A 19646-nucleotide genomic window follows, 5' to 3' on the forward strand; every position below is an offset into this window, starting at 1 on the left:
AAGTCTGAAAAAAACGGATTTAAAAATTCTGCCTGTCTTTGAATTTTTAAATTAGGCAATTATGAAATTGATTCAAATAACTAAAAAACAAAACTCTTCATACAAAAATTTCGCCCGATTGTTGAATTGTATTTTTAGAACAGAAGAACTTTTATACTGCTTTTCCGAATGTCGTGTTCTAAGCCCATTCCACAAACATAACCAAAAGCAACTAGTTTATTATATTCACCTCATACCCCAGCCCATAAATACAACGCTTAAACAAAGCCTTACCTTTTTCTTATTTCTTCCAGAAAATTTAGGCATTTGTTAGACATAAGACATTCGCAATAACAACATCCCTTATGGCTGCAATCCCATCAACCACTTATGTTCTTGTACACCAATCTCTTCTTTTTCCATCACTTGATCAACGACTTCAATAGCTTGTACTGCATCAACACCTTTCGCAATTACTTTAATGCTTGCCCTTTTTGGAACTCCAAGTGACAGTACACCCATAACAGATTTTAAATTTACTTGCCTTTCTTTATACTCCAGTATCACTTCGGATGTAAACTGGGCAACTGTACTGACTAAAAGAATTGCAGGACGTCCACGAATACCTGAATCATTTATTATATAAGTTCTTTCAACCATTTGTGATCCTTCACCTCTTTCTTTTTATGATTATAAGGATCAACTAATTCTTACTATAATTTTATAATTTTCAGAATATTAATGTCAACGTTTTTTTGAAAGCGTTTTCCTTTTTGCAATTTAAAAATAGTTTACCGGAACTGGTATCTTTTAGCCTATACATTAATACCTTAAAACCATCACATATCAGAAATATATTAAAAAAGGAGCTTACGAATGTATTACAAACAACCACTTACGCGTTGGACCCCAACTTATCAAGATTATCCACCTTATACGGATACTGGATATATACCACCACCACCAACAGGTGGAGCCGCTGGTGAAGGTTATCCTCCACAAGTGATTTATAACGGAACTATCTATCCTTATCCTGATGATTTCTTTTATGGTGGACCTGGTCAATTTGGTGGAGTGAGTCCATATATAACACCTTATTTTATCCCTCATTCTCCTTATGTTTATAGATAATACAACAAGGGGCTATCCTATAGATAAGGGCAGCCCTCCAACCTGTATAAGCTCTTAAGATATTCATAGTAGCAAAATTAAAAGAAAATATGGATACAAGAACTTCTACAGGTAAAGCCATGTTTCAAATGATGTGTGTGATTGCAGAATTAGAAAGGAACTTGATTGCTGAAAGGGTAAAAGAGGGACTTGAGGCAAGTAAAAAGCGCGGAAAACCATTAGGTAGACCTAAGTTAGAAAAAGATAAGCTTGATATTGCACTACGAATGTATGACAGTAATGAATATTCCATAAAAGAGATTGTAGAGGGGACAGGCATTTCACAAGGATCGCTCTATCGGGCGATTAATAAAAGAAAGCTTGAAGAAATGAAGAAATAACAGCAAGATCTTATTTTTTACTTTTATTGGTAATTATCTGACGGACTAGAGCAGGAACCGTCTCAATAGGCCAAAATGGTTAAAAGGCTCATCAGAATAGTAGCCTTTTATTTAATTGGAAAAATTTTCAGATGTAGCGGTTGAAAGTCGTTTTGGTCGCCGTACCCCTATATCATTAAAGACTTTACTCAGCTATCCTACTTCTGATGACGTGTTGAAGGTACGAACTGACGAATTAGCTAAAGAGATGCATGGTCTAGGAGGAAAGAGATCATATGGTTGGTTTTGCGAAAAGACTTTGAAGTTAAAAGTGGCAGCAGAACGGAACTCATTTAAGAAAACACTGTATCAAAGCCATTTGGTTACTCTAAAAATGTATATTCAAATGCTTCTTCAACAACGAGAGTTTCTCAACGTACTAGAGCAGGAGATTGATCAGTTAGCAATACAGTTTGAGGAGTATGAGATCCTTCGGTCCATCCCAGGGGTGGGTTCTAAAATTGCAGCTACTCTTATCTCAGAAATAGGTGAAGTCACACAATTTAGTCACCCGAAAAATCTAGTAGCCTATGCAGGAATTGATCCCAGGATCTATCAATCAGGTAAGTTCACAGCTACTATCCATCGCATCACCAAGAGAGGATCTACAAAGCTACGTCAAACACTCTATACAGCTGTTCAGTGTGGGTTAACGAATAATCGAAATGCGAAACTCCGAGAGTATTATGACAAAAAAAGAAGTGAGGGCAAGCCTCACAAAGTAGCCATAATAGCTTGCGCCAACAAGCTATTGCATTGGATTTATGCCATCTTGAAACATAAGCAGAAATACACAGCATAATCCGATACAAATAATTACATTACTTACAAAAACTTCAAATGAAATCATTGAAGTTTCTTTGTCATGCATGTTTTTATTATAACATCTTTAATCTAGTATTATTACTTAAAAAGTGTTGACTTATATTAGCTGGTATAATGGAATAAATGACTGGCGTTTTTAAACCATTTTATTTGTAATGAACATTATCGGACAGTCCTTTTTATTTCTTTATCGTTTTTGGAAAGAAGACTCCCTCTTCAAGCGAGTGATGGGCGTAGCCCAACAGTAAGGAGGAGATGAATCTTCATCACTTCCAGAACACAAATTCATATCAAAATATATAATTATTGAGTACACGTTCTTTGAAAATTGAAGTTATGCAGGAATCCCCCACTTCAAGCGTTAGCTAAGTGGCGGGAGGTTCATTAAGCTTCTATAAACCTCCTTGTACTCCTTAGCTGAGGCAGTCCAGCTAAAATCTTTACTCATCGCTTTCCAAACAAGATCTGACCAAGTATCTTTATCTTGATGATAAAGTTCTACCGCCTGCTTAATCGTATAAAGCATGTCATGTGCATCATAATTTGTAAAACTAAAGCCAGCACCCTCCTTTGTATTTTGGTTATATCGTTGTACAGTATCTTTTAACCCCCCAGTTTCTCGAACGATTGGCAAACTTCCATAGCGCAATGCCAATAGTTGACTAATGCCACAAGGTTCAAATTGAGATGGCATTAAAAACAAATCAGACGCTGCATAAATTTGACGCGCTAAGCCTTCATCAAAATAAATGTGAACGGAGCATTTATTAGGACTCTGCCATGCAGCTTCTTTTAAACTGTTTTCATACTCTCTCTCTCCGGTACCTAGTATGATTAATTGTAAGTCTAAAACTAAGATGTCCTGAAGTACATGGAGAATTAAATCAATTCCTTTCTGATCCGTCAATCGTGTAATGACAGCAATCAATGGTTTCATGTCGTCTACAGGAAGACCAACTTTTTCTTGCAGCCCAAGTTTATTCATTCGTTTTTCTTCGTACGAGTACTTTGTATAGTTTGAAAATAAATATGGATCTGTCTCCGGATTATAAAGAGCATAATCGACTCCATTTACGATTCCCTTAAGCTCGTGACTTCGTTTTCGTAATAAACCATCAAGCCTTTCACCATAATCAGGCATCTGAATTTCTTGTGCATATGTCGGACTAACCGTAGTAACGATGTCTGAATATACTAGCCCAGCCTTCATAAAGCTTACATTCCCATAAAACTCTAGACCATCAGGATAATAGTAAAGCTCACTTAAATCTAACAAATCATGAAGAATTCCCTTTGGAAAAACCCCTTGATAGCGCAAATTGTGTATCGTAAACATCGTTTTAATTCCTTGATAATACGGATGATCTCGGAAATGGGCTTTCATTAACACACTAATCATTCCCGTTTGCCAATCATGGCAATGTATTATATCTGGCTTTTCACTTAAATACGGCATTGCCTCCAGAACAGCTCGGCAAAAATAGGCATATCGCTCTCCATCATCATAAAACCCGTAGACACCATCACCACGTCTAAAGTAATATTCATTATCAATAAAATAAAATGCAATGCCATCATACTCTAAATACTCAATCCCGCAAAACTGATTACGCCAACCAACTGGAACAGTAATACTCGTTTTATGAACCATTTTTTCTTTAAGTTGTTTTGGAATATTCCCATATTTCGGTAAGATTACTTGTGCATTTACACCTTGTTTTTTTAATTCTTTTGGTAATGCACCAATAACATCAGCAAGACCTCCCGTTTTTAGAAAAGGGACTGCTTCAGATGCTGTAAATAATACATTCATTTCAAACACTCCTATGATCTAAAGATGACTTGATTTGGCAAAAACAGTAGGGATTTCATCACCTTTTAAAATCCGGTCCTTTGATACTTTCACATCTTTATCAAGAATAACATTTTCTAAAAGAGCTCCTTCACCAATTTCTCCTTTTTGCATAATAATACTGTTTCGTATAATGGCCCCTTTGTGTACTTTAACACCTCTGAATAAAATACTGTTTTCAACTGTCCCTTCAATCGAACAACCATTTGCAATAAGAGAGTTTACTACTTGTGAACTTTGTAAGTATTTAGCAGGCGGTCCATGATTTACTTTTGTATAAATAAAACCATGGTTATAAAATAATTGCTGCAGGACATTTTCGTCTAATAAATTCATACTATGATTATAAAAACTTTCAACGGAATGAATAAACGGCATATAGCCTTTAAAATGAAACCCTTGAACATGATAACTTTCTAAATTAGCTCTTATCGCATCTGTAAAAAAATCATAGTTTCCTTGCTCATATGTTTCTTTCATTAAATCAATAAACAACGATTTCTTCATTAAATAGGTATTTAGAAATACATTGTCCCCTTGATTGACTATTTTCTCAAGATCTACAGCTTGGACACGTTCATTTTCATCAACATCAAGTGTATGATAAACCGCTTTCTCTTCCTGAATATAATCTTTATATATTAAAGTGATATCTGCACCTTGTTTTTTATGTTCTTCAAATACATGCCTAAAATCAATATTCCACACAATACTCCCTTGTGTGACAAGAATATATTCTTCTTTACTCCGCTCAAAATATGAAAGATTATCATAAAAATGCTGAATATCTCCTTTATATGACTCATTTGAATAATAAGGCATAATAAACAATCCATCTTTTTGGCGATCTAAATCCCACTCTTTTCCTGATCCTAAATGGTCAAGAAGGGAACGATAATAATTTCTAGCAAATACTCCAACATTACGCACCCCTGATTTCACAAAATTTGATAGAGTAAAATCTACTAATCGATAACGACCGCCAAAAGGTACAGAAGCCTGGCATCGGTGTTTTGTTAAGTCTCCCAGTGAATCTTTTTCATTTCCTAAATTAATCACTCCCATTATTCGCTCCATCAAACATTCTCCTTTCCTCCTGTAAACTTTCTCTATGCTAACGACTTATTACGGTTGAATCTACTGCAATCCGAGGGTCTTCCACAATTAATGTAATTTCACCTGAGTCATCTCCTATTACTGATCCGTCTTCAATTACTGTACCGCTTGCGATAATAGCTTTCTTAATCGTTACATTCGCTCCTATTTTAACGTCCGGCATAATAATAGATTCTTTAATTGTTGAACCTAGTCCAACATATACTCCGTAAAAAAGGACTGAGTTTTCAACATTTCCGTAAACTAGACATCCTTCATTAACAAGAGAGCGTTTAACCCTTGCCTCTGGTGCAATATATTGAGGTGGTTGATTGGGATTTACAGAGTAAATCTTCCAAGTTGGATCATTAATGTCTAACTCCGGATTGTCACTTAAAAGATCCATATTTGCTTCCCATAAGCTTTTAATCGTGCCGACATCTTTCCAATATCCTTGGAATTCATAAGCATACAACTTTTTCTCTTTATTAAGCATGGCAGGAATAATATCTTTTCCGAAGTCGTTTGAAGAAAGTTCATTTTGTTCATCTTCTAATAAAAATTGCTTTAACACTTTCCAAGTAAATATATAAATTCCCATTGATGCGAGATTTGACTTAGGATTTTTTGGTTTCTCTTCAAAATCTACTATTTTATTCGTAGCATTTGTATTCATTAAACCGAATCGACTTGCCTCGTCCCAAGGCACCTCTAATACAGCAATCGTCGCATCGGCTCCTTTTTCTTTATGATATTTAAACATTTTAGAGTAATCCATTTTATAAATGTGGTCGCCTGAAATAACAAGAACATATTCAGGATCATATTGATCGATATAATAGATATTTTGATAAATCGCATTTGCTGTCCCTTTATACCACTCGCCGCCTTTTTGTCCTTGATATGGCGGTAATACTGAAATACCTCTATGCTTACGGTCTAAATCCCATGCACTGCCGATCCCGATATAAGAATTTAAAATATAAGGTTGATATTGTGTCAGAACTCCAACCGTTTCAATTCCTGAATTGCTGCAGTTACTTAATGTAAAATCAATAATTCGGTACTTTCCTCCAAATGGAACGGCCGGCTTCGCTAATTTAGTTGTTAAATCTTTTAACCTCGTACCTTGTCCCCCAGCTAACAGCATAGCAATCATTTCATTTTTAACCATTATGTCAACTCCTTTCTTATACGTTTCTTGGAACCCTTGTAACTTTTCTTAATATTGTGACACCAAATGGAGGCACTTTGATAGAAGCACTGTATGGTTGGTTATGATAAGGCTCTTTTTCTACTTTAATTTTCATTTGATTTAATTGACCAGATCCTCCAAATCTCTCAGCATCACTATTAAATAATTCTTCGTAAAATCCTTGTGAAGGAACTCCAATGCGGTAATCATGATAAACATCTGCAGAGAAATTACAAACAATGATACAATAATCACCTTTTCGTTTTCCTTTTCTCATAAAGTTCAGCACATTTTGTGACTGATCATCAGCATTAATCCATTCAAGCCCTTCCGGCTCATGATCAAGACGCCATAAACTTCTTGTTTCTTTATACAGATGGTTTAATTCTTTCACATAATCAAACATTTTCTTATGCATGTCATAATCTAACAGCATCCAATCTAACTCCGTAAAATCTTTCCATTCATCGTATTGACCAAACTCCCCACCCATAAAAAGAAGTTTCTTTCCGGGATGCGCTATCATAAATCCGTAAAGGGCCCGCAAATTAGCAAACTTTCTCCAATAATCACCAGGATATTTATTTAATAAAGAGCGTTTGCTGTGAACAACTTCATCATGTGATAAAGGTAAAATATAATTTTCAGAAAATGTGTACAAAAATGAAAAAGTTACCAAGTTCTGATGAGAAGAACGTTGGCTCGTATCTATTTCCATATATCGAAGCATGTCATTCATCCAACCCATATTCCATTTGTAATTAAACCCCAGTCCTCCCGCATCTACGGGAGCGCTTACATTAGGCCATGCTGTTGATTCTTCAGCAATCATTAAGGCATCGGGATATTGAGAAAAAACGGCTTTATTTATCTTTTTGATAAACTCAATTGCTTCTAGGTTTTCAAATCCGCCAAACTGATTTTTGACATCAAATTGATGATTTGCTTCATGATTTAAATAAATCATTGAAGACACAGCATCAACACGTAAACCATCAACATGATAAACATCCATCCAAAATAGAGCATTTGAAATTAAAAAGTTTACCACTTCTGGTTTACTGTAATCAAAGCTGTATGTTCCCCAATTTACTCGTTCAGCCATTCGTTCATCAGTCGGTTCGTAAAGCGGTGTACCATCAAACTTTCCTAATCCATGTTCATCCTTACAAAAATGCGCCGGTACCCAATCTAAAATAACACCAATTTCCTTTTCATGACATTTATCTACGAAATACATAAAATCTTGCGGTGTCCCGTACCGACTTGTAACAGAATAATAACCTGTTACTTGATATCCCCATGAACGATCATAAGGATGTTCAAGTATTGGCAATATCTCAATGTGTGTGTATCCTAAGTCTTTTACATAATTGACAAGCTCATCAGCCAGCTCACGATATGTATAAAATGAGCCGTTGGCTTTCTTTTTCCAAGAGCCTAAATGTACCTCATATATGAGCATTGGCTGATGATAACTATCTTTCTTTTTCTTTTTTGTAAACCACTTTGAATCATTCCACTTATAACCTTCTAAACTACAAACAACGGAAGCTGTGTTCGGGCGTAATTCAGAATAAAAAGCGTATGGATCGGCTTTTAATAGAATTTCTCCATTTGGTGTATGAATTTCATACTTATAAATTTCCCCGTCTTGAAGATTTGGAATAAACAAGTTCCAAATACCAGACTGTTCAACCCGTTTCATTGGATGGTTATTTCCATTCCAATGGTTAAAATCCCCTACAACTGACACTCGTTTGGCATGTGGTGCCCAAACAGAAAACCTTACACCTTTTTGCCCATCTTTTTCTGCTATATGGGCCCCCATCATTTTGTAGCTGTGAAAGAGGTTTCCTTCATGAAAAAGGTAAACATCATGATCACTCGGAACAGAAACTTTCACTTTACGTGCCTCCCTTCTATTTTTTTTATAATTTAAATATGCAAAGGATATACCCTTTAAAAACTTATTTCGACAAAAATTCAATGAACCCCTGCATTATTTTGAATTTTCTTAATATTATTTCTTCTCTTTTTTTACAGCTTCCTACCCTGCGAGTTTTTATAGGTCGATTGCTTCCATATTAGTGGAAATTACAGTGGATAGTCCTGGATCCTGTGATGGGGCCTGAAGAGAAATTCTTCTTTTCGTGTAGAATGATAGAATGACCAAAAAGAATAACTTTTATGGTCATAATAAAAACATCAGGTAAACTTACCTATTGTTCAATACAATAGCCATCCTAGAACAAAAAAAGACGACTTACCCAAATAAAGCCGCCCTCCAAGTTAACTGATTATTTTAGTGCCTTACTAACTTTTAGTTTCTTCCCCTTAATTGTCGTGTTTTCCATAGCTTGTAGCACTACCGAACCTTTGCCATTTAGGATGTCCACATATGTTAGAGAATCCTGAATCGTAATAATCCCAATATCCTCTGCCGTTACTCCAGGAATTTTTGCAATAGTCCCAACAAAATCAACCGCTCGAAGCTTTTTCTTTTTACCTCCAGTAAAATGAAGCTTCATGATATCTTTATTGATACGCGCCGTTTTATTATTTCTTACAATTCGACGCCCGCTCATTTTTTCTAAAAAAGCAGGTTTTGCACTGGTTACTTCTTTATGGCTTGGTATTCCCAATGGAGCGATCTCAAAGCTAATGTATTTCTGAATAGCTTTCAGGTATTTTTCTTCACTTTCTGCCGCAAACGTAATCGCTTTTCCTGTGTTTCCAGCACGGGCGCTTTTCTGAAATAAGGAAAGCGTCTTTCTTCATGAAAAGGGCCATATTGTGGAATAAAAAAAATTACTTAAGCTAACGAATCAGGTTACTTCAAAGAACTTTTCCTTTTTTAACAGTAATTAGGTTATAGGTGTTATGATTAAAGATGATGTTAAAGGAGGAGAAATTTTGGTATTTTAGGTCCTATCTTAATCGCTGTTGGAATTTTGAGATACTTTGAAGATGTTGGTGGGATAGATGATGCTAGTCTAAATACTGGACACGGTAAATTGGGAGAATATCAAGTATAATGATAACTAACATTTATCGGGAGTGTCCAAAATGAGAAAAACATTTGATAAAGAATTTAAATTAGAAGCAGTTCGTATGGTTAAAGAAGACGGAAAGAAAGTGGCTGAAGTTGCACGGGAATTAGATCTTGCCGAGCAAACGTTGCATAATTGGGTGACTAAATTTAACAAAGAACAAGAAGCTGGCTTTGTTGGTAGCGGGAACCTTAAACCAGCTGATCAACAAGCACGTGAGTTTCAAAAACGAATTCGTGATTTGGAAGAGGAAAATGCCATCTTAAAAAAGGCTATGGGCATCTTCGCAAAAAACCAGAAATAATTTATCACTTCATTGAACAACACCAACACGAATTCCGTGTAGCGAAGATGTGCGATGTCCTTGTTGTTTCTAAGAGTGGCTATTATGAGTGGAAAAAACGTCCTAAAAGCCAACAAAAAATCCGTAAAGAAAAACTTACTGCTCAAATCAAACGTGAATACCTTGATTCCAGAAAAAATTATGGCAGTCCTAAAATCACTAAACAGCTCAATAAGAAAGGCACGAAAGTTTCTCAAAAAACTGTGACACGCATTATGAAAGAAAACAACATTCGATCAAAGACAGTCAAGAAATACAAAGCTACAACCAATTCAAAACATCATTTACCGATTTATCCGAATTTACTAAGGCAGCAGTTCAAAGTCAATCATCCAGGAGAAGTTTGGGTTGGAGACATTACGTACATTTGGACAAAAGAAGGCTGGTTATATTTAGCGTCCATCATGGATTTGTATTCAAGACGTATTATTGGTTGGGCTATGAGTGATCGAATGACAAAAGAGTTAGTTATTACAGCTTTAAAACGAGCGGTTACAACCCAAAGGCCTAAGCCTGGACTCATTCATCATTCTGATCGAGGAAGTCAGTATGCTTCGAAAGATTATCAACAAGTCTTGAGACAGTACGGCATATTTACAAGCATGAGTCGCAAAGGGAACTGTTATGACAATGCATGCATTGAATCGTTTCATGGTGTGATTAAGAAAGAGTTGATTTTCCATGAAAACTATCACACACTAAATCAAGCAAAAAGAAGTATTTTTGAGTACATCGTTAGTTTTTATAACTACAAGCGAATTCACTCAACTATTAATTATCATTCACCGCTCGAATTTGAAAAGCTATATTATGCACGTTATATAGCAAAAGAGCTTCTTAGAAATACCACTAGATCAAGTTAAGGGTTTCGTCCCTTTACTTGATCTAGTGGCCAGCAAGCAAAGCGCGGTAGGAGAAAAAGAAAGTCTCAATTCAATGTGTCCATTTACTTGACATAGTATCATCATATTCAAACCTCTATTCCTTCTTTTTTAAGTCGAATCAAACTTCTTTGCTACATTTCCCTTCTTGTAGTTTCCTGCTCGTTAGTTTAACAAGGAAAGGCGCTAACCTTTATTTAGCTATCGCTCCCGTTAAAAAACACTTAACCATAAAATAGACTGACGAATTAACTCTTATTCATGAGAAAAGTATAATATCTATTTGTCGAACTTTTTATATTTTTTACTTTTTATTCCACCAAATAAAAAAGAAAACATAAAGCATACCAAGTAAAAAATAATTTTGAATCATTAGAGGAAGAAGTGTGTTCAGTATCCATGAATTAATGCCATTAGTTAGAACTGAAGGGAAGGGTGAAAATATGAGATATAGTAATGTATAGACTATCATCCCTCTTTTCCCATTCCCTATCTTTCTTTCAATTATCTCCCCTATAATAAGTGGTAAATAAAAAAATTTATTTATTTGTAAATCAATAATAATTATCCACCCCTGTAAATATATTCCGTTTGTTATTTTACCATTTATTTCACTAGTCGAGTAGAAGAGAACCTCTCCTCCTTTCGATTGATTGTGTTCTCCCCCCTCACAGAACCGTGCTTGCGCTAGTAACGCACACGGCTCCTCCGAGTTATCATTCACAAAATATAGCTAATCTCTTTTCTTAATTCATAAACATTAACCTTAACTCTTGCGTAAGGTAATGGATATTTAGTAAGAAAGAGTCTGAATTTATCCCAAGTAAATGATTTTCTCTGACTTCTTCTGTTAAGCCATTTGAACAGTAGGTATCCGATTTTGTCTCTAAATTTGTTTACACTTGGGGTATTATCTGTAATGCAATAATAATTGTAATACCCTACAAGAGAGCGTCTAAATCTATCCATAATCATATGAATATCTTCATTTCTATTGTTCTTCAACCATTCTTTAGATTCTTTAAGTTTGCCTTGGACCTTCTTCCTACTAGTTTTCCGTTTCACACGAAGTAAAAGTATTTCCTTTTCGTTTGAATTTTTTGGTAAATTTATAGAGTATTTAAGAATTTAAAGAGGAGAATTTAGATTATGACGACACCTATTTATGTAGTAGACGCTTTTACAAATCAAGCTTTTAAAGGGAATCCAGCAGCCGTAAGTGTTCTTTCTACTTCACAAGACGATATTTGGATGCAAAATGTTGCTACTGAAATGAATTTATCCGAGACTGCTTTCCTTCATCCTTATCAAGATGGATACTCATTGAGGTGGTTTACTCCAAATACAGAAGTAGATTTGTGTGGACATGCTACTCTGGCGAGTGCACATATTTTATGGGAACTGGGACATATGAACTCAGAACAACCAATTAAATTTTATACTAAAAGTGGGATACTTACAGCTAGTAAAAGTGGGGAATGGATTGAATTAGATTTCCCATCTGAACAACCTAAACAGGAAAATATTTATCCCAATGAACTTATTGATGGATTAGGAATTCAACCAATATATGTTGGACGAAACCGATTTGATTATTTAATTGAAATAGACTCAGAACAAATGTTAAGAGAATTAAATCCTAACTTTTCACTATTAGAACAAATCGATACTAGAGGAATCATTGTAACAAGCAAATCAACATCAAATGAATACGATTTCATTTCAAGATGTTTCTTTCCAGCTGTAAGAGTCAACGAGGATCCTGTTACAGGGTCTGCGCATTGTTGTCTAGGTCCATATTGGCAAGAGAAATTAAACAAAAACGAATTTCTTGCGTATCAGGCTTCTAAAAGAGGAGGAATTCTAAAAATCAAATTACATAATGATAGAGTTTTCTTATTAGGGCAAGCCATCACAATACTGAGAAGTGAATTACTAAATTATTATTCTAACAGGCTGTATAAATTATTCATCTTTAGTTAACATAATTAATCCTAACAGAAGTTCCCCAACACAAACCCCCTTGGGTGCCAAGGGGGTTCAACTTGTCACAATTTATTGTTTATGCAGGATTTGTTGATAAGTTAACGTTTACACACGCTCAAGTGCGCCTGATGGCTGTATAAAAAAGTGGGATTTTCTATAACCTCTTATTCCATTAAATGGCCTTTTTCATGAAGAAAAACGCTTTCCTTATTTCAGAAAAGCGTCCGATCGTAGAGTAACTGATTTAGTAAGAACGTTTTTATCACATATTTTCGGCTCAAATATGAGTGGTCCCGTAAAAGTAACACTTTCAACACTCCTTTCTTCTTTTGGAATATCCATTTTCCTTAAATCATTCAATTACACGCAACCTCAATGAGCAAATCAAATAAAACCTATGACTTTTTCTTTACTTAATCTACCAAATATCCCATAAACCGATTGAATCGCAAGTTCTTATTTTATATTACAATAATCAATAGCACCCCTATACGATATCTGGAAAGAAGGGCATCATCATGAGTTCTTTTCTCATTGCTTTTTTATTTTATTACCCATTAATCATGGGAATTACTTGGTCCATTGGCGGATTAATTTATTACATAAGGCGAGAAAGGAATATTCGAAGTCACAACTTTATTTACACGGAAGCCCCTTTTGTATCTATATTAATCCCGGCATATAATGAATCAGAAACCATAGGGGAAACCATCCGTTATACATCATCTATCGATTATCCAAACTACGAAGTGATTGTCATTAACGATGGGTCTTCTGACAATACAAAATCAATTCTACAAGATGCACTGAAAAAATACTCCAATCTACGAATTGTAAACGTTGCTCAGAACAAAGGGAAAGCTAATGCCTTAAAACAAGGTCTTTTAGTATCTAAAGGGGAAATCATTGTTACCATTGATAGTGATGCCATCCTTGACAAAGATGCTTTACATTATATTGTCCCCCACTTCATTTCACCGAATAATTCAGAACGAGTCGGAGCTGTGACGGGCAACCCTAGAATCAGAAATCGAACTAGTTTATTAGCTAAAATTCAACTGACGGAATATGCTAGTATCATTGGATTAATCAAAAGAACTCAAAGAATCTTTGGGAAGGTCATGACCGTTTCCGGTGTGATAGCTGCGTTTCGAAAAAAAGCATTGCTAGATGCTGAAATGTGGGACAACGACTTGATAACAGATGACATTGGGGTAACGTGGAAACTTCAAAGAAGATTTTGGGACGTTCGATACGAACCCCGCGCCCTTTGTTGGATGCTAGTTCCAGAAACCTTAACAGGAATTTGGAAACAGCGCATTCGTTGGACACAAGGTGGAATTGAAGTTTTGCTTCGGCACTGGGACATTTTTTTAGATTACAGACAAAGACGTTTGTACATTGTTTACATCGAACAGCTATTAAGCATCCTTTGGGCGTTTACCTGGTTTGTTTCTATGATTGTTTTCATCTTTCAAATCGTAACTGGGAACGCCATAGAATCACCGATTCTATGGATGGGGAATTATTTGGCGATTGTTTGTTTATTTCAATTTTTTGTCGCTTTATACATCGAACGCAAATATGAACCAAACATTTTATCATTTTTGGCATGGGCTGTTTGGTATCCTATTCTCTATTGGCATATCAATGCATTGCTTGTCATATTCGCGTTCCCAAAAGCTTTTCGGGTGCTAAGTAAAAACAGGAATCAGTATGCGACTTGGCTTAGTCCAGATAGAGGTATTTCAAACACTGAGAAAAAAGAGGTATCTTAATGTGATTATCAAACATAAACAAACTAAGAAAAGATGGATAGTTGAATCCTTTTTATCCGTTTTAGGCTGGCTTTATTTATTAATTTTCTTTTACCTTTTACTATCCAATATCCGGGCACCCTTCAACTGGAAGCTTCACCATATTGGGATGCACAACACCAAAACAATTGTCATTTTTACTCTATTTATTATCTTAATCAGTACCCTCTGTTTATACCTTTGGGGGTTTTACAACAAAAAAAAGTTCGGTTCGCTACGGAGAAGGAGGTTGCCGTTAGAAACCACCGACAAAGAATTAGCCGAGTTCTTTGCTATAACCACAAAATCCATTTCTGTTATAAAAGAAAAAAAGTGGAATGATAGATAAAAAGAAAAGGAATACACCTTGGTATTCCTCTTCTTCAATTTATTGTGCTATGCCATAGAGGTTCTGGGAAGATCGAAGGACAGTCCGGAGATGGAACCCTGAAGGGGAGACAGGTTATGCATAAAAATGTTTGATCATTTCTGTAATCCTTATTCAATTAAAGCACTCCGTTAGTTTAAGTGTAATATTTCACATAACCAAATTTTCTTTTTCGCAACCCTTTTCCTGAATAATGACAAAATAAAAATGTCCCCTTTATTAGAGGACTTACTTTATGGATATGTTAAATTGTTGCAAGTCGATGATAAGACCTACTTCCTTCATGAAATCATAGCCAATAATACCATCAATCTCAAGACCATAATCCATTGATCCTAATTCAACATGGAAGTTTTGAATTGCTATTTCATCGCTAATAGAAATTTGATCTATATTTTTAGTATAAACAAACTCAAGTCCACCGACTCCTTGAATTGTTTGAGTTACATCATTTGCTTCTGGTTTCACCCCTATTTCTTCGAGTTTATTGACATTAAAGATTGTTCCGGCAGATCCGGTATCAATTAAAACATTTTCTAATTTTAAGCTTTGCCCTTGAAAAGTTACTGTAGCCTCTATAAATGGTAATTCTGACAATTCTTTTATCTTAATCATATGTTTCTAAGTCCTGTCCATTTCTTCTCACGTATATCGAGATCTTTTCTCGATGTATGAAAGAAGTAAAGTTCACGATTAGGCTTTTGCTTGTGTAACTCATTATGGCGACGGAATGCATCCATTGAGTCGTCAAAAGAATCTATTACAGCAATGTCATCTACTATGCGATAATTACTATCTGAGTGAGCTTCAATTGCTTCAAATACAACCCATTTATCAGGGTATGATTTTCGAACGTCTTCCCATAACATTTATACTCCCCCTTTGTGAAATAGTAATTTCTTATTTTCATTTTATCAAAATTCTCATTATTACACCTCAAATTTCTTTATTAAAGATATGCCCCCGTTAATTTAAGTACAATGCTTCACAATTGATAAAATCAAAGTTAGCAATTTGTTCCTTATTTGGACAATATATGCAAGTCTTTACCGATTAGTTTGGTAGCTTCGTATATCACACCACTGTCATAACTTTTGATATCAAAATAACCATCATAATAATTCCACACTTCTGAATGATGAGAGTGTTGTGCAATACTGTCTAATATTTTGTTAAACAAAATATTAGCTTCTTCTTCTGTTGGATGTCTTTCAACCATAAATCTAAACTTCACATCACTTTCTCCATTAAATGAAGCCGAAGTAGTTTCTATTTCATCTATTTCCCTAAGTGTTTCCTTTGATTTACCCAAAGCTTCACTCATATCAATTTCTGGTTGTTGATTGCAAGCAGTAATTAACACCAATAGAATGAAAGCTTTACTTATAAAATATAGTCGTTTCATATATTGAACGCCTCCAATTTAGTTTTTTTCACAATCCTGCTTCGTTAGCGCAATAGCCAAAGGAGCTGCCGTTACGACAGCTCCCACTCTTTAACTCAAGCACCCGTTACTTGAAAAAAAATTTTTTGAATGTCTACTAACAGTAACTCCCATTTCTCTTCGATAAGCTCTTTATTGGAAAGCATTTGAGTTTGAGTTTTCTTTAATTCAAACCCAATTCTTTCGTAGATTCGCCTTGCTGATTTCAGTTCGCTATTAGTCCAGAGAATAATGGTCTTAAATCCACAATCTTTGCTAAAGGTAATAGCTGTTTCTACTAACTTCTGTCCATACCCAGTACCTCGAACATTAGGTTCAACAAGAAATAAACCCAATTGTGCAGTAGTGTCATTAACTTTTTTAATACTTACGGAACCACTTTGTTTTTCACCAATATCTAAAATGAAAATGTTTTCTTTTGAGTCTGCCCGCTCAATAAACCCTCTAACACTTTCTTTCAATAAAATCTCGAAAAGATAAGTCGTATTCAAATTCTTTATTGTATAAATCATAGTGAGAATTTACTATGTAATCTTTATCTTCTATTCTATATGTCCGTATCATTTAATCACCTTTTTCACTTTTTATTCATCAAGTATTTGCTTCGTTAGCACAGAAAGCGACTGCTCTTATTAAACACTTGCACCCTTTAGTTGAAGAAAGAATTTAACTTAAGCCTATATCAAAATTCCCTTAAAAAGCTTTTTCTGCTAACCAACCTTTATAATTGCCTTTGTATTTTTTTGAATACAACGACATGAGCTCAGTTTGATAATCAATAAGAGCTAGAGCCTCGGTTTTGGTAGCATTAACAATAGTAGAATTACTGCCTCTATATAGGACAACAACAGTAAAACCAGTTAGACCTATCTCATCAGAACATGCTTGTACAAATTCATTTGGTATTTCAAGAGCATGAGTGATATGACATGTATTAACCTGGTTCAATTTAATTTCCGTTTCTTTTATTTTAATTTCATTCGTTTTAAGTCTCATTTCCTTTTCCTCTATTGTTTCATAACAATTGAATAATCCTTCTTCAAAAGCACGGTCTATTTCAATACGATTATAGTCTAAAATCCACTTTCGAAACTTATGATATAGAGGTAAAAGTGTATCTTTCTTTAAGCTAAAAACATCACATCCACGGTCATCATACATATGAAAAAGAATTCCTTTTGTTTCATTTACAAAAGATAGATTACCGTTAATCATAGGTTTTCTAATAAAATCTTTATTACCAATTGCTTCAATAAGATAGTCTAATCGCATATCTTTTTTATTAACTTTCAAGCTATATTGAATAGTTTCCATTTCCGTATCCTCTTCATCGTATTCATAAGGTACTGTTTTACACTTGAGGTTATAGGTTAATTTTTTATTTCTTAAAAATCGTTTAATTTTAGGTAAGTCAGTTCCCTTACAATTTTTATAATTACTAACAGATGCAATTAACCAAATGGTATCACTATCATAAAAAAGAAAGTTAAGGATGGATTTTGCTCGATAATGCATTTCCTTAAAATATTCGATACCCTCTAACTTATCTAGCCCTAATTCAAAACGTATCCAATTTGAAGATTCCTTTATTAACTGATTATATAACATTCTAACATTCTCCCTCTTGGTCTTCTTAAATAATTCTGCCCAATAGTAAAATAGCGACTGCTGCTTGTTCAGCAATCGCTCTCCGTTACTTCAATAACGAATTCTATCAGAATATTACTAATTAGACTTTGTTATCATTCTTATAATTGTTCTTGCAGGAAAGAATATCATAAACATTATTAAGCCAATATATAGAGGATATTTTAATACTTCATTTGTTGAATTACCTAATAAATAAGGCATACCTACTGTAATCGAAATAATGCCAATTATGAACATAACAAATGTGATTTTATTCCACATGTAAATTCTCCTATCATCTATTCTCTTGTTCCACTATCCTGCCCTTTAGTTTAACATTAATTTCCTTTTTATTAACACAGAAAAAAGCATCCCTTGTTGAAGGAATGCTCCCGTTACTTTAATAAAAGTTACTATTGACCAAAAGTTAAAATTTTTCACCCCTTTTTTCTTGTATATCAACCACTTCCCACTCTGTATCCCCAAGTTTTAATTTTTTTAAGACATTTGTGCCATCAGTTTTTTTATACAATAGGAAACCAGTTAACTGATTATCATCCCTAGTAGTGTTAGGTTGATTACTTACAATATATAAAACTCTTTGTTGAGGATTCTCCCCCATAAACAGTTCATGTAACGATTTTATATGTGTACTTATTTTTCCAATGGGAGCGTACATTTTATGCAAATCCCATAAGAAAAATTCAGAAACAGTTGAATTTTTCTCTTCTAAAAAGCTTAACTCATTCGGAAATGACGAAATGATATCCCTTATGATTTGTTCGTTCCTCTCCGTATTATTTTTAAAATGGTTTGGGTAATCATCTCTTATTACACTTGCTTGAGTAGGTAGCGCTAAAAGAGAAATGAAAGTAAAAACTAATAAGACTGCTAAGATTTGAATTTTTTTCATCATTAACACCTCATAGATAACCTTCCCAAAAAACAGAAAGTTATCCAATTACATTAACCTGCCTCTTAACTGAATAAACAAAAGGGCAATCCCCGCTTATTAAAGGATTGCTCCCATTATTAGTAAAATTAATTGAAAATAAGGTTCAAATAATCTCCATGTCCTCTTATAAGTTCAACCTCATTGGCAGATGAAATCCAAAAGAAATGAAAAGTTAGTCCTTCTTCTTCTCCACCACCTGTTGGTTCATAGTCCCATTCATCTGCAACATTTGAGATAGATATTTTATAAAAAAATCTGTTATGTATTGCACCGTCATCATTCTTCCATAAATCTTCAGCAAGTAGTTTTTCAACATGAAAATTTCTTAATCCAGTTTCCTCTTCAATTTCTCTTATTACTGCATATTGAGTGTCTTCTTCAGGCTGGACAGTTCCTTTCGGTATTTGAATTCCTGCTTCAGCAATAGGATGCTGAAATACTAATACCTGTGTTTTATTCTCTTTTATTCTTGTTACATAACCATAGGCTTTTTTAATTGGTGTCATTTGTTATCTTTCCTCCCAATCACAAAAATTCCTAAACCTTCTTACATAAGTCGAGTAGAAGAGAACCTCTCCACCTTTCGGTTGATTGTGTTCTCCCCCCTCACAGAACCGTGCTTGCGCTATTAACGCACACGGCTCTTCCGAGTTATCATTCACAAAATATAGCTAA

General features: G+C 34.7%; 19 protein-coding genes and 2 pseudogenes. 7 read left to right on the top strand and 14 right to left on the bottom strand.

What is annotated here, in order from left to right; genetic code table 11:
• Positions 1 to 342: 342 nt before the first annotated feature.
• Positions 343 to 639, bottom strand: a complete 297-nt coding sequence (locus tag SLH51_RS23220; RefSeq protein WP_335963945.1) for an HPr family phosphocarrier protein — start codon at positions 637 to 639, stop codon at positions 343 to 345.
• Positions 640 to 855: 216 nt separating this feature from the next.
• On the opposite strand from SLH51_RS23220, the gene SLH51_RS23225 reads away from it, so the two are divergent.
• The 3 genes and pseudogenes from SLH51_RS23225 (at position 856) to SLH51_RS23235 (ending at position 2331) form a co-directional block, all read left to right on the top strand.
• Positions 856 to 1110, top strand: coding sequence for a hypothetical protein (locus tag SLH51_RS23225; protein WP_335963946.1), 255 nt, complete (start codon positions 856 to 858; stop codon positions 1108 to 1110).
• A gap of 77 nt (positions 1111 to 1187) precedes the next feature.
• Positions 1188 to 1490: pseudogene (locus SLH51_RS23230) on the top strand (recombinase family protein); the annotation flags it as partial.
• Positions 1491 to 1605: 115 nt separating this feature from the next.
• Complete coding sequence (locus SLH51_RS23235) at positions 1606 to 2331, top strand: IS110 family RNA-guided transposase (RefSeq protein WP_335963947.1); 726 nt, start codon at positions 1606 to 1608, stop codon at positions 2329 to 2331.
• A 384-nt stretch (positions 2332 to 2715) separates the two neighbouring features.
• On the opposite strand, the gene glgA is transcribed toward SLH51_RS23235, so the two are convergent.
• The 5 genes and pseudogenes from glgA to SLH51_RS23260 all read right to left on the bottom strand — a co-directional run.
• Positions 2716 to 4167, bottom strand: coding sequence for a glycogen synthase GlgA (glgA, locus tag SLH51_RS23240; RefSeq protein WP_335963948.1), 1452 nt, complete (start codon positions 4165 to 4167; stop codon positions 2716 to 2718).
• Between the two features lie 18 nt (positions 4168 to 4185).
• Entirely contained in the window at positions 4186 to 5283 is a 1098-nt protein-coding gene (gene glgD / locus SLH51_RS23245; protein WP_335963949.1) for a glucose-1-phosphate adenylyltransferase subunit GlgD, read from the bottom strand.
• 37 nt (positions 5284 to 5320) lie between these two features.
• Positions 5321 to 6475 (bottom strand): glucose-1-phosphate adenylyltransferase, encoded by a 1155-nt coding sequence (locus tag SLH51_RS23250; RefSeq protein ID WP_335963950.1) that lies wholly within the window; start codon positions 6473 to 6475, stop codon positions 5321 to 5323.
• A gap of 16 nt (positions 6476 to 6491) precedes the next feature.
• Positions 6492 to 8402, bottom strand: a complete 1911-nt coding sequence (glgB, locus tag SLH51_RS23255) for a 1,4-alpha-glucan branching protein GlgB (RefSeq protein WP_335963951.1) — start codon at positions 8400 to 8402, stop codon at positions 6492 to 6494.
• Positions 8403 to 8796: 394 nt separating this feature from the next.
• A pseudogene (locus tag SLH51_RS23260) lies at positions 8797 to 9249 on the bottom strand (DbpA RNA binding domain-containing protein); the annotation flags it as partial.
• Positions 9250 to 9565: 316 nt separating this feature from the next.
• Between SLH51_RS23260 and SLH51_RS23265 the strand changes: the two are divergent.
• Positions 9566 to 10755, top strand: a protein-coding gene (locus tag SLH51_RS23265) for an IS3 family transposase (protein ID WP_335963952.1) whose coding sequence is annotated in 2 segments (ribosomal slippage) — positions 9566 to 9824 and positions 9824 to 10755 — 1191 coding nt in all. Because the reading frame shifts where the segments join, the coding sequence is not laid out codon by codon here.
• Between the two features lie 738 nt (positions 10756 to 11493).
• On the opposite strand, the gene SLH51_RS23270 is transcribed toward SLH51_RS23265, so the two are convergent.
• Positions 11494 to 11838 carry a group II intron maturase-specific domain-containing protein gene (locus tag SLH51_RS23270; RefSeq protein WP_335963953.1) on the bottom strand — a complete coding sequence of 115 codons (345 nt, stop codon included), beginning with the start codon at positions 11836 to 11838 and terminating at the stop codon, positions 11494 to 11496.
• A gap of 84 nt (positions 11839 to 11922) precedes the next feature.
• Between SLH51_RS23270 and SLH51_RS23275 the strand changes: the two genes are divergently transcribed.
• From SLH51_RS23275 to pgaD, 3 genes are all read left to right on the top strand, one after another.
• Positions 11923 to 12756 (top strand): PhzF family phenazine biosynthesis protein, encoded by an 834-nt coding sequence (locus SLH51_RS23275; RefSeq protein ID WP_335963954.1) that lies wholly within the window; start codon positions 11923 to 11925, stop codon positions 12754 to 12756.
• Positions 12757 to 13277: 521 nt separating this feature from the next.
• The gene (gene pgaC, locus SLH51_RS23280; RefSeq protein WP_335963955.1) at positions 13278 to 14537 is read left to right on the top strand and encodes a poly-beta-1,6-N-acetyl-D-glucosamine synthase; all 1260 of its coding nucleotides are present in this window, start codon (positions 13278 to 13280) and stop codon (positions 14535 to 14537) included.
• Positions 14476 to 14904 (top strand): poly-beta-1,6-N-acetyl-D-glucosamine biosynthesis protein PgaD, encoded by a 429-nt coding sequence (pgaD, locus tag SLH51_RS24600; protein WP_390183879.1) that lies wholly within the window; start codon positions 14476 to 14478, stop codon positions 14902 to 14904. The genes pgaC and pgaD overlap by 62 nt, the downstream gene beginning before the upstream one ends.
• 267 nt (positions 14905 to 15171) lie before the next feature.
• Here pgaD and SLH51_RS23285 read toward each other — a convergent pair whose 3' ends face one another.
• The 7 genes from SLH51_RS23285 to SLH51_RS23315 all read right to left on the bottom strand — a co-directional run bounded on the left by SLH51_RS23285 (position 15172) and on the right by SLH51_RS23315 (position 19477).
• On the bottom strand, positions 15172 to 15558 hold the full coding sequence (locus SLH51_RS23285; RefSeq protein ID WP_335963956.1) for a retropepsin-like aspartic protease: 387 nt from the start codon (positions 15556 to 15558) through the stop codon (positions 15172 to 15174).
• On the bottom strand, positions 15555 to 15812 hold the full coding sequence (locus tag SLH51_RS23290) for a hypothetical protein (protein ID WP_335963957.1): 258 nt from the start codon (positions 15810 to 15812) through the stop codon (positions 15555 to 15557). The genes SLH51_RS23285 and SLH51_RS23290 overlap by 4 nt, the downstream gene beginning before the upstream one ends.
• A gap of 152 nt (positions 15813 to 15964) precedes the next feature.
• Positions 15965 to 16348, bottom strand: coding sequence for an IolE/MocC family protein (locus tag SLH51_RS23295; RefSeq protein WP_335963958.1), 384 nt, complete (start codon positions 16346 to 16348; stop codon positions 15965 to 15967).
• Between the two features lie 95 nt (positions 16349 to 16443).
• Positions 16444 to 16899: a GNAT family N-acetyltransferase gene (locus SLH51_RS23300; protein ID WP_335963959.1), complete on the bottom strand. Its 456-nt coding sequence runs from the start codon at positions 16897 to 16899 to the stop codon at positions 16444 to 16446.
• 181 nt (positions 16900 to 17080) lie between these two features.
• Positions 17081 to 17995, bottom strand: coding sequence for a DUF3885 domain-containing protein (locus SLH51_RS23305; protein ID WP_335963961.1), 915 nt, complete (start codon positions 17993 to 17995; stop codon positions 17081 to 17083).
• 448 nt (positions 17996 to 18443) lie between these two features.
• Positions 18444 to 18932: a hypothetical protein gene (locus SLH51_RS23310; protein WP_335963963.1), complete on the bottom strand. Its 489-nt coding sequence runs from the start codon at positions 18930 to 18932 to the stop codon at positions 18444 to 18446.
• A gap of 125 nt (positions 18933 to 19057) precedes the next feature.
• Positions 19058 to 19477, bottom strand: a complete 420-nt coding sequence (locus SLH51_RS23315; RefSeq protein WP_335963964.1) for an NUDIX hydrolase — start codon at positions 19475 to 19477, stop codon at positions 19058 to 19060.
• Positions 19478 to 19646 lie beyond the last annotated feature (169 nt).

The organism is Halalkalibacter kiskunsagensis, from assembly GCF_037027555.1.
Classification (GTDB): Bacteria; Bacillota; Bacilli; order Bacillales; family Bacillaceae_D; genus Halalkalibacter; species Halalkalibacter kiskunsagensis.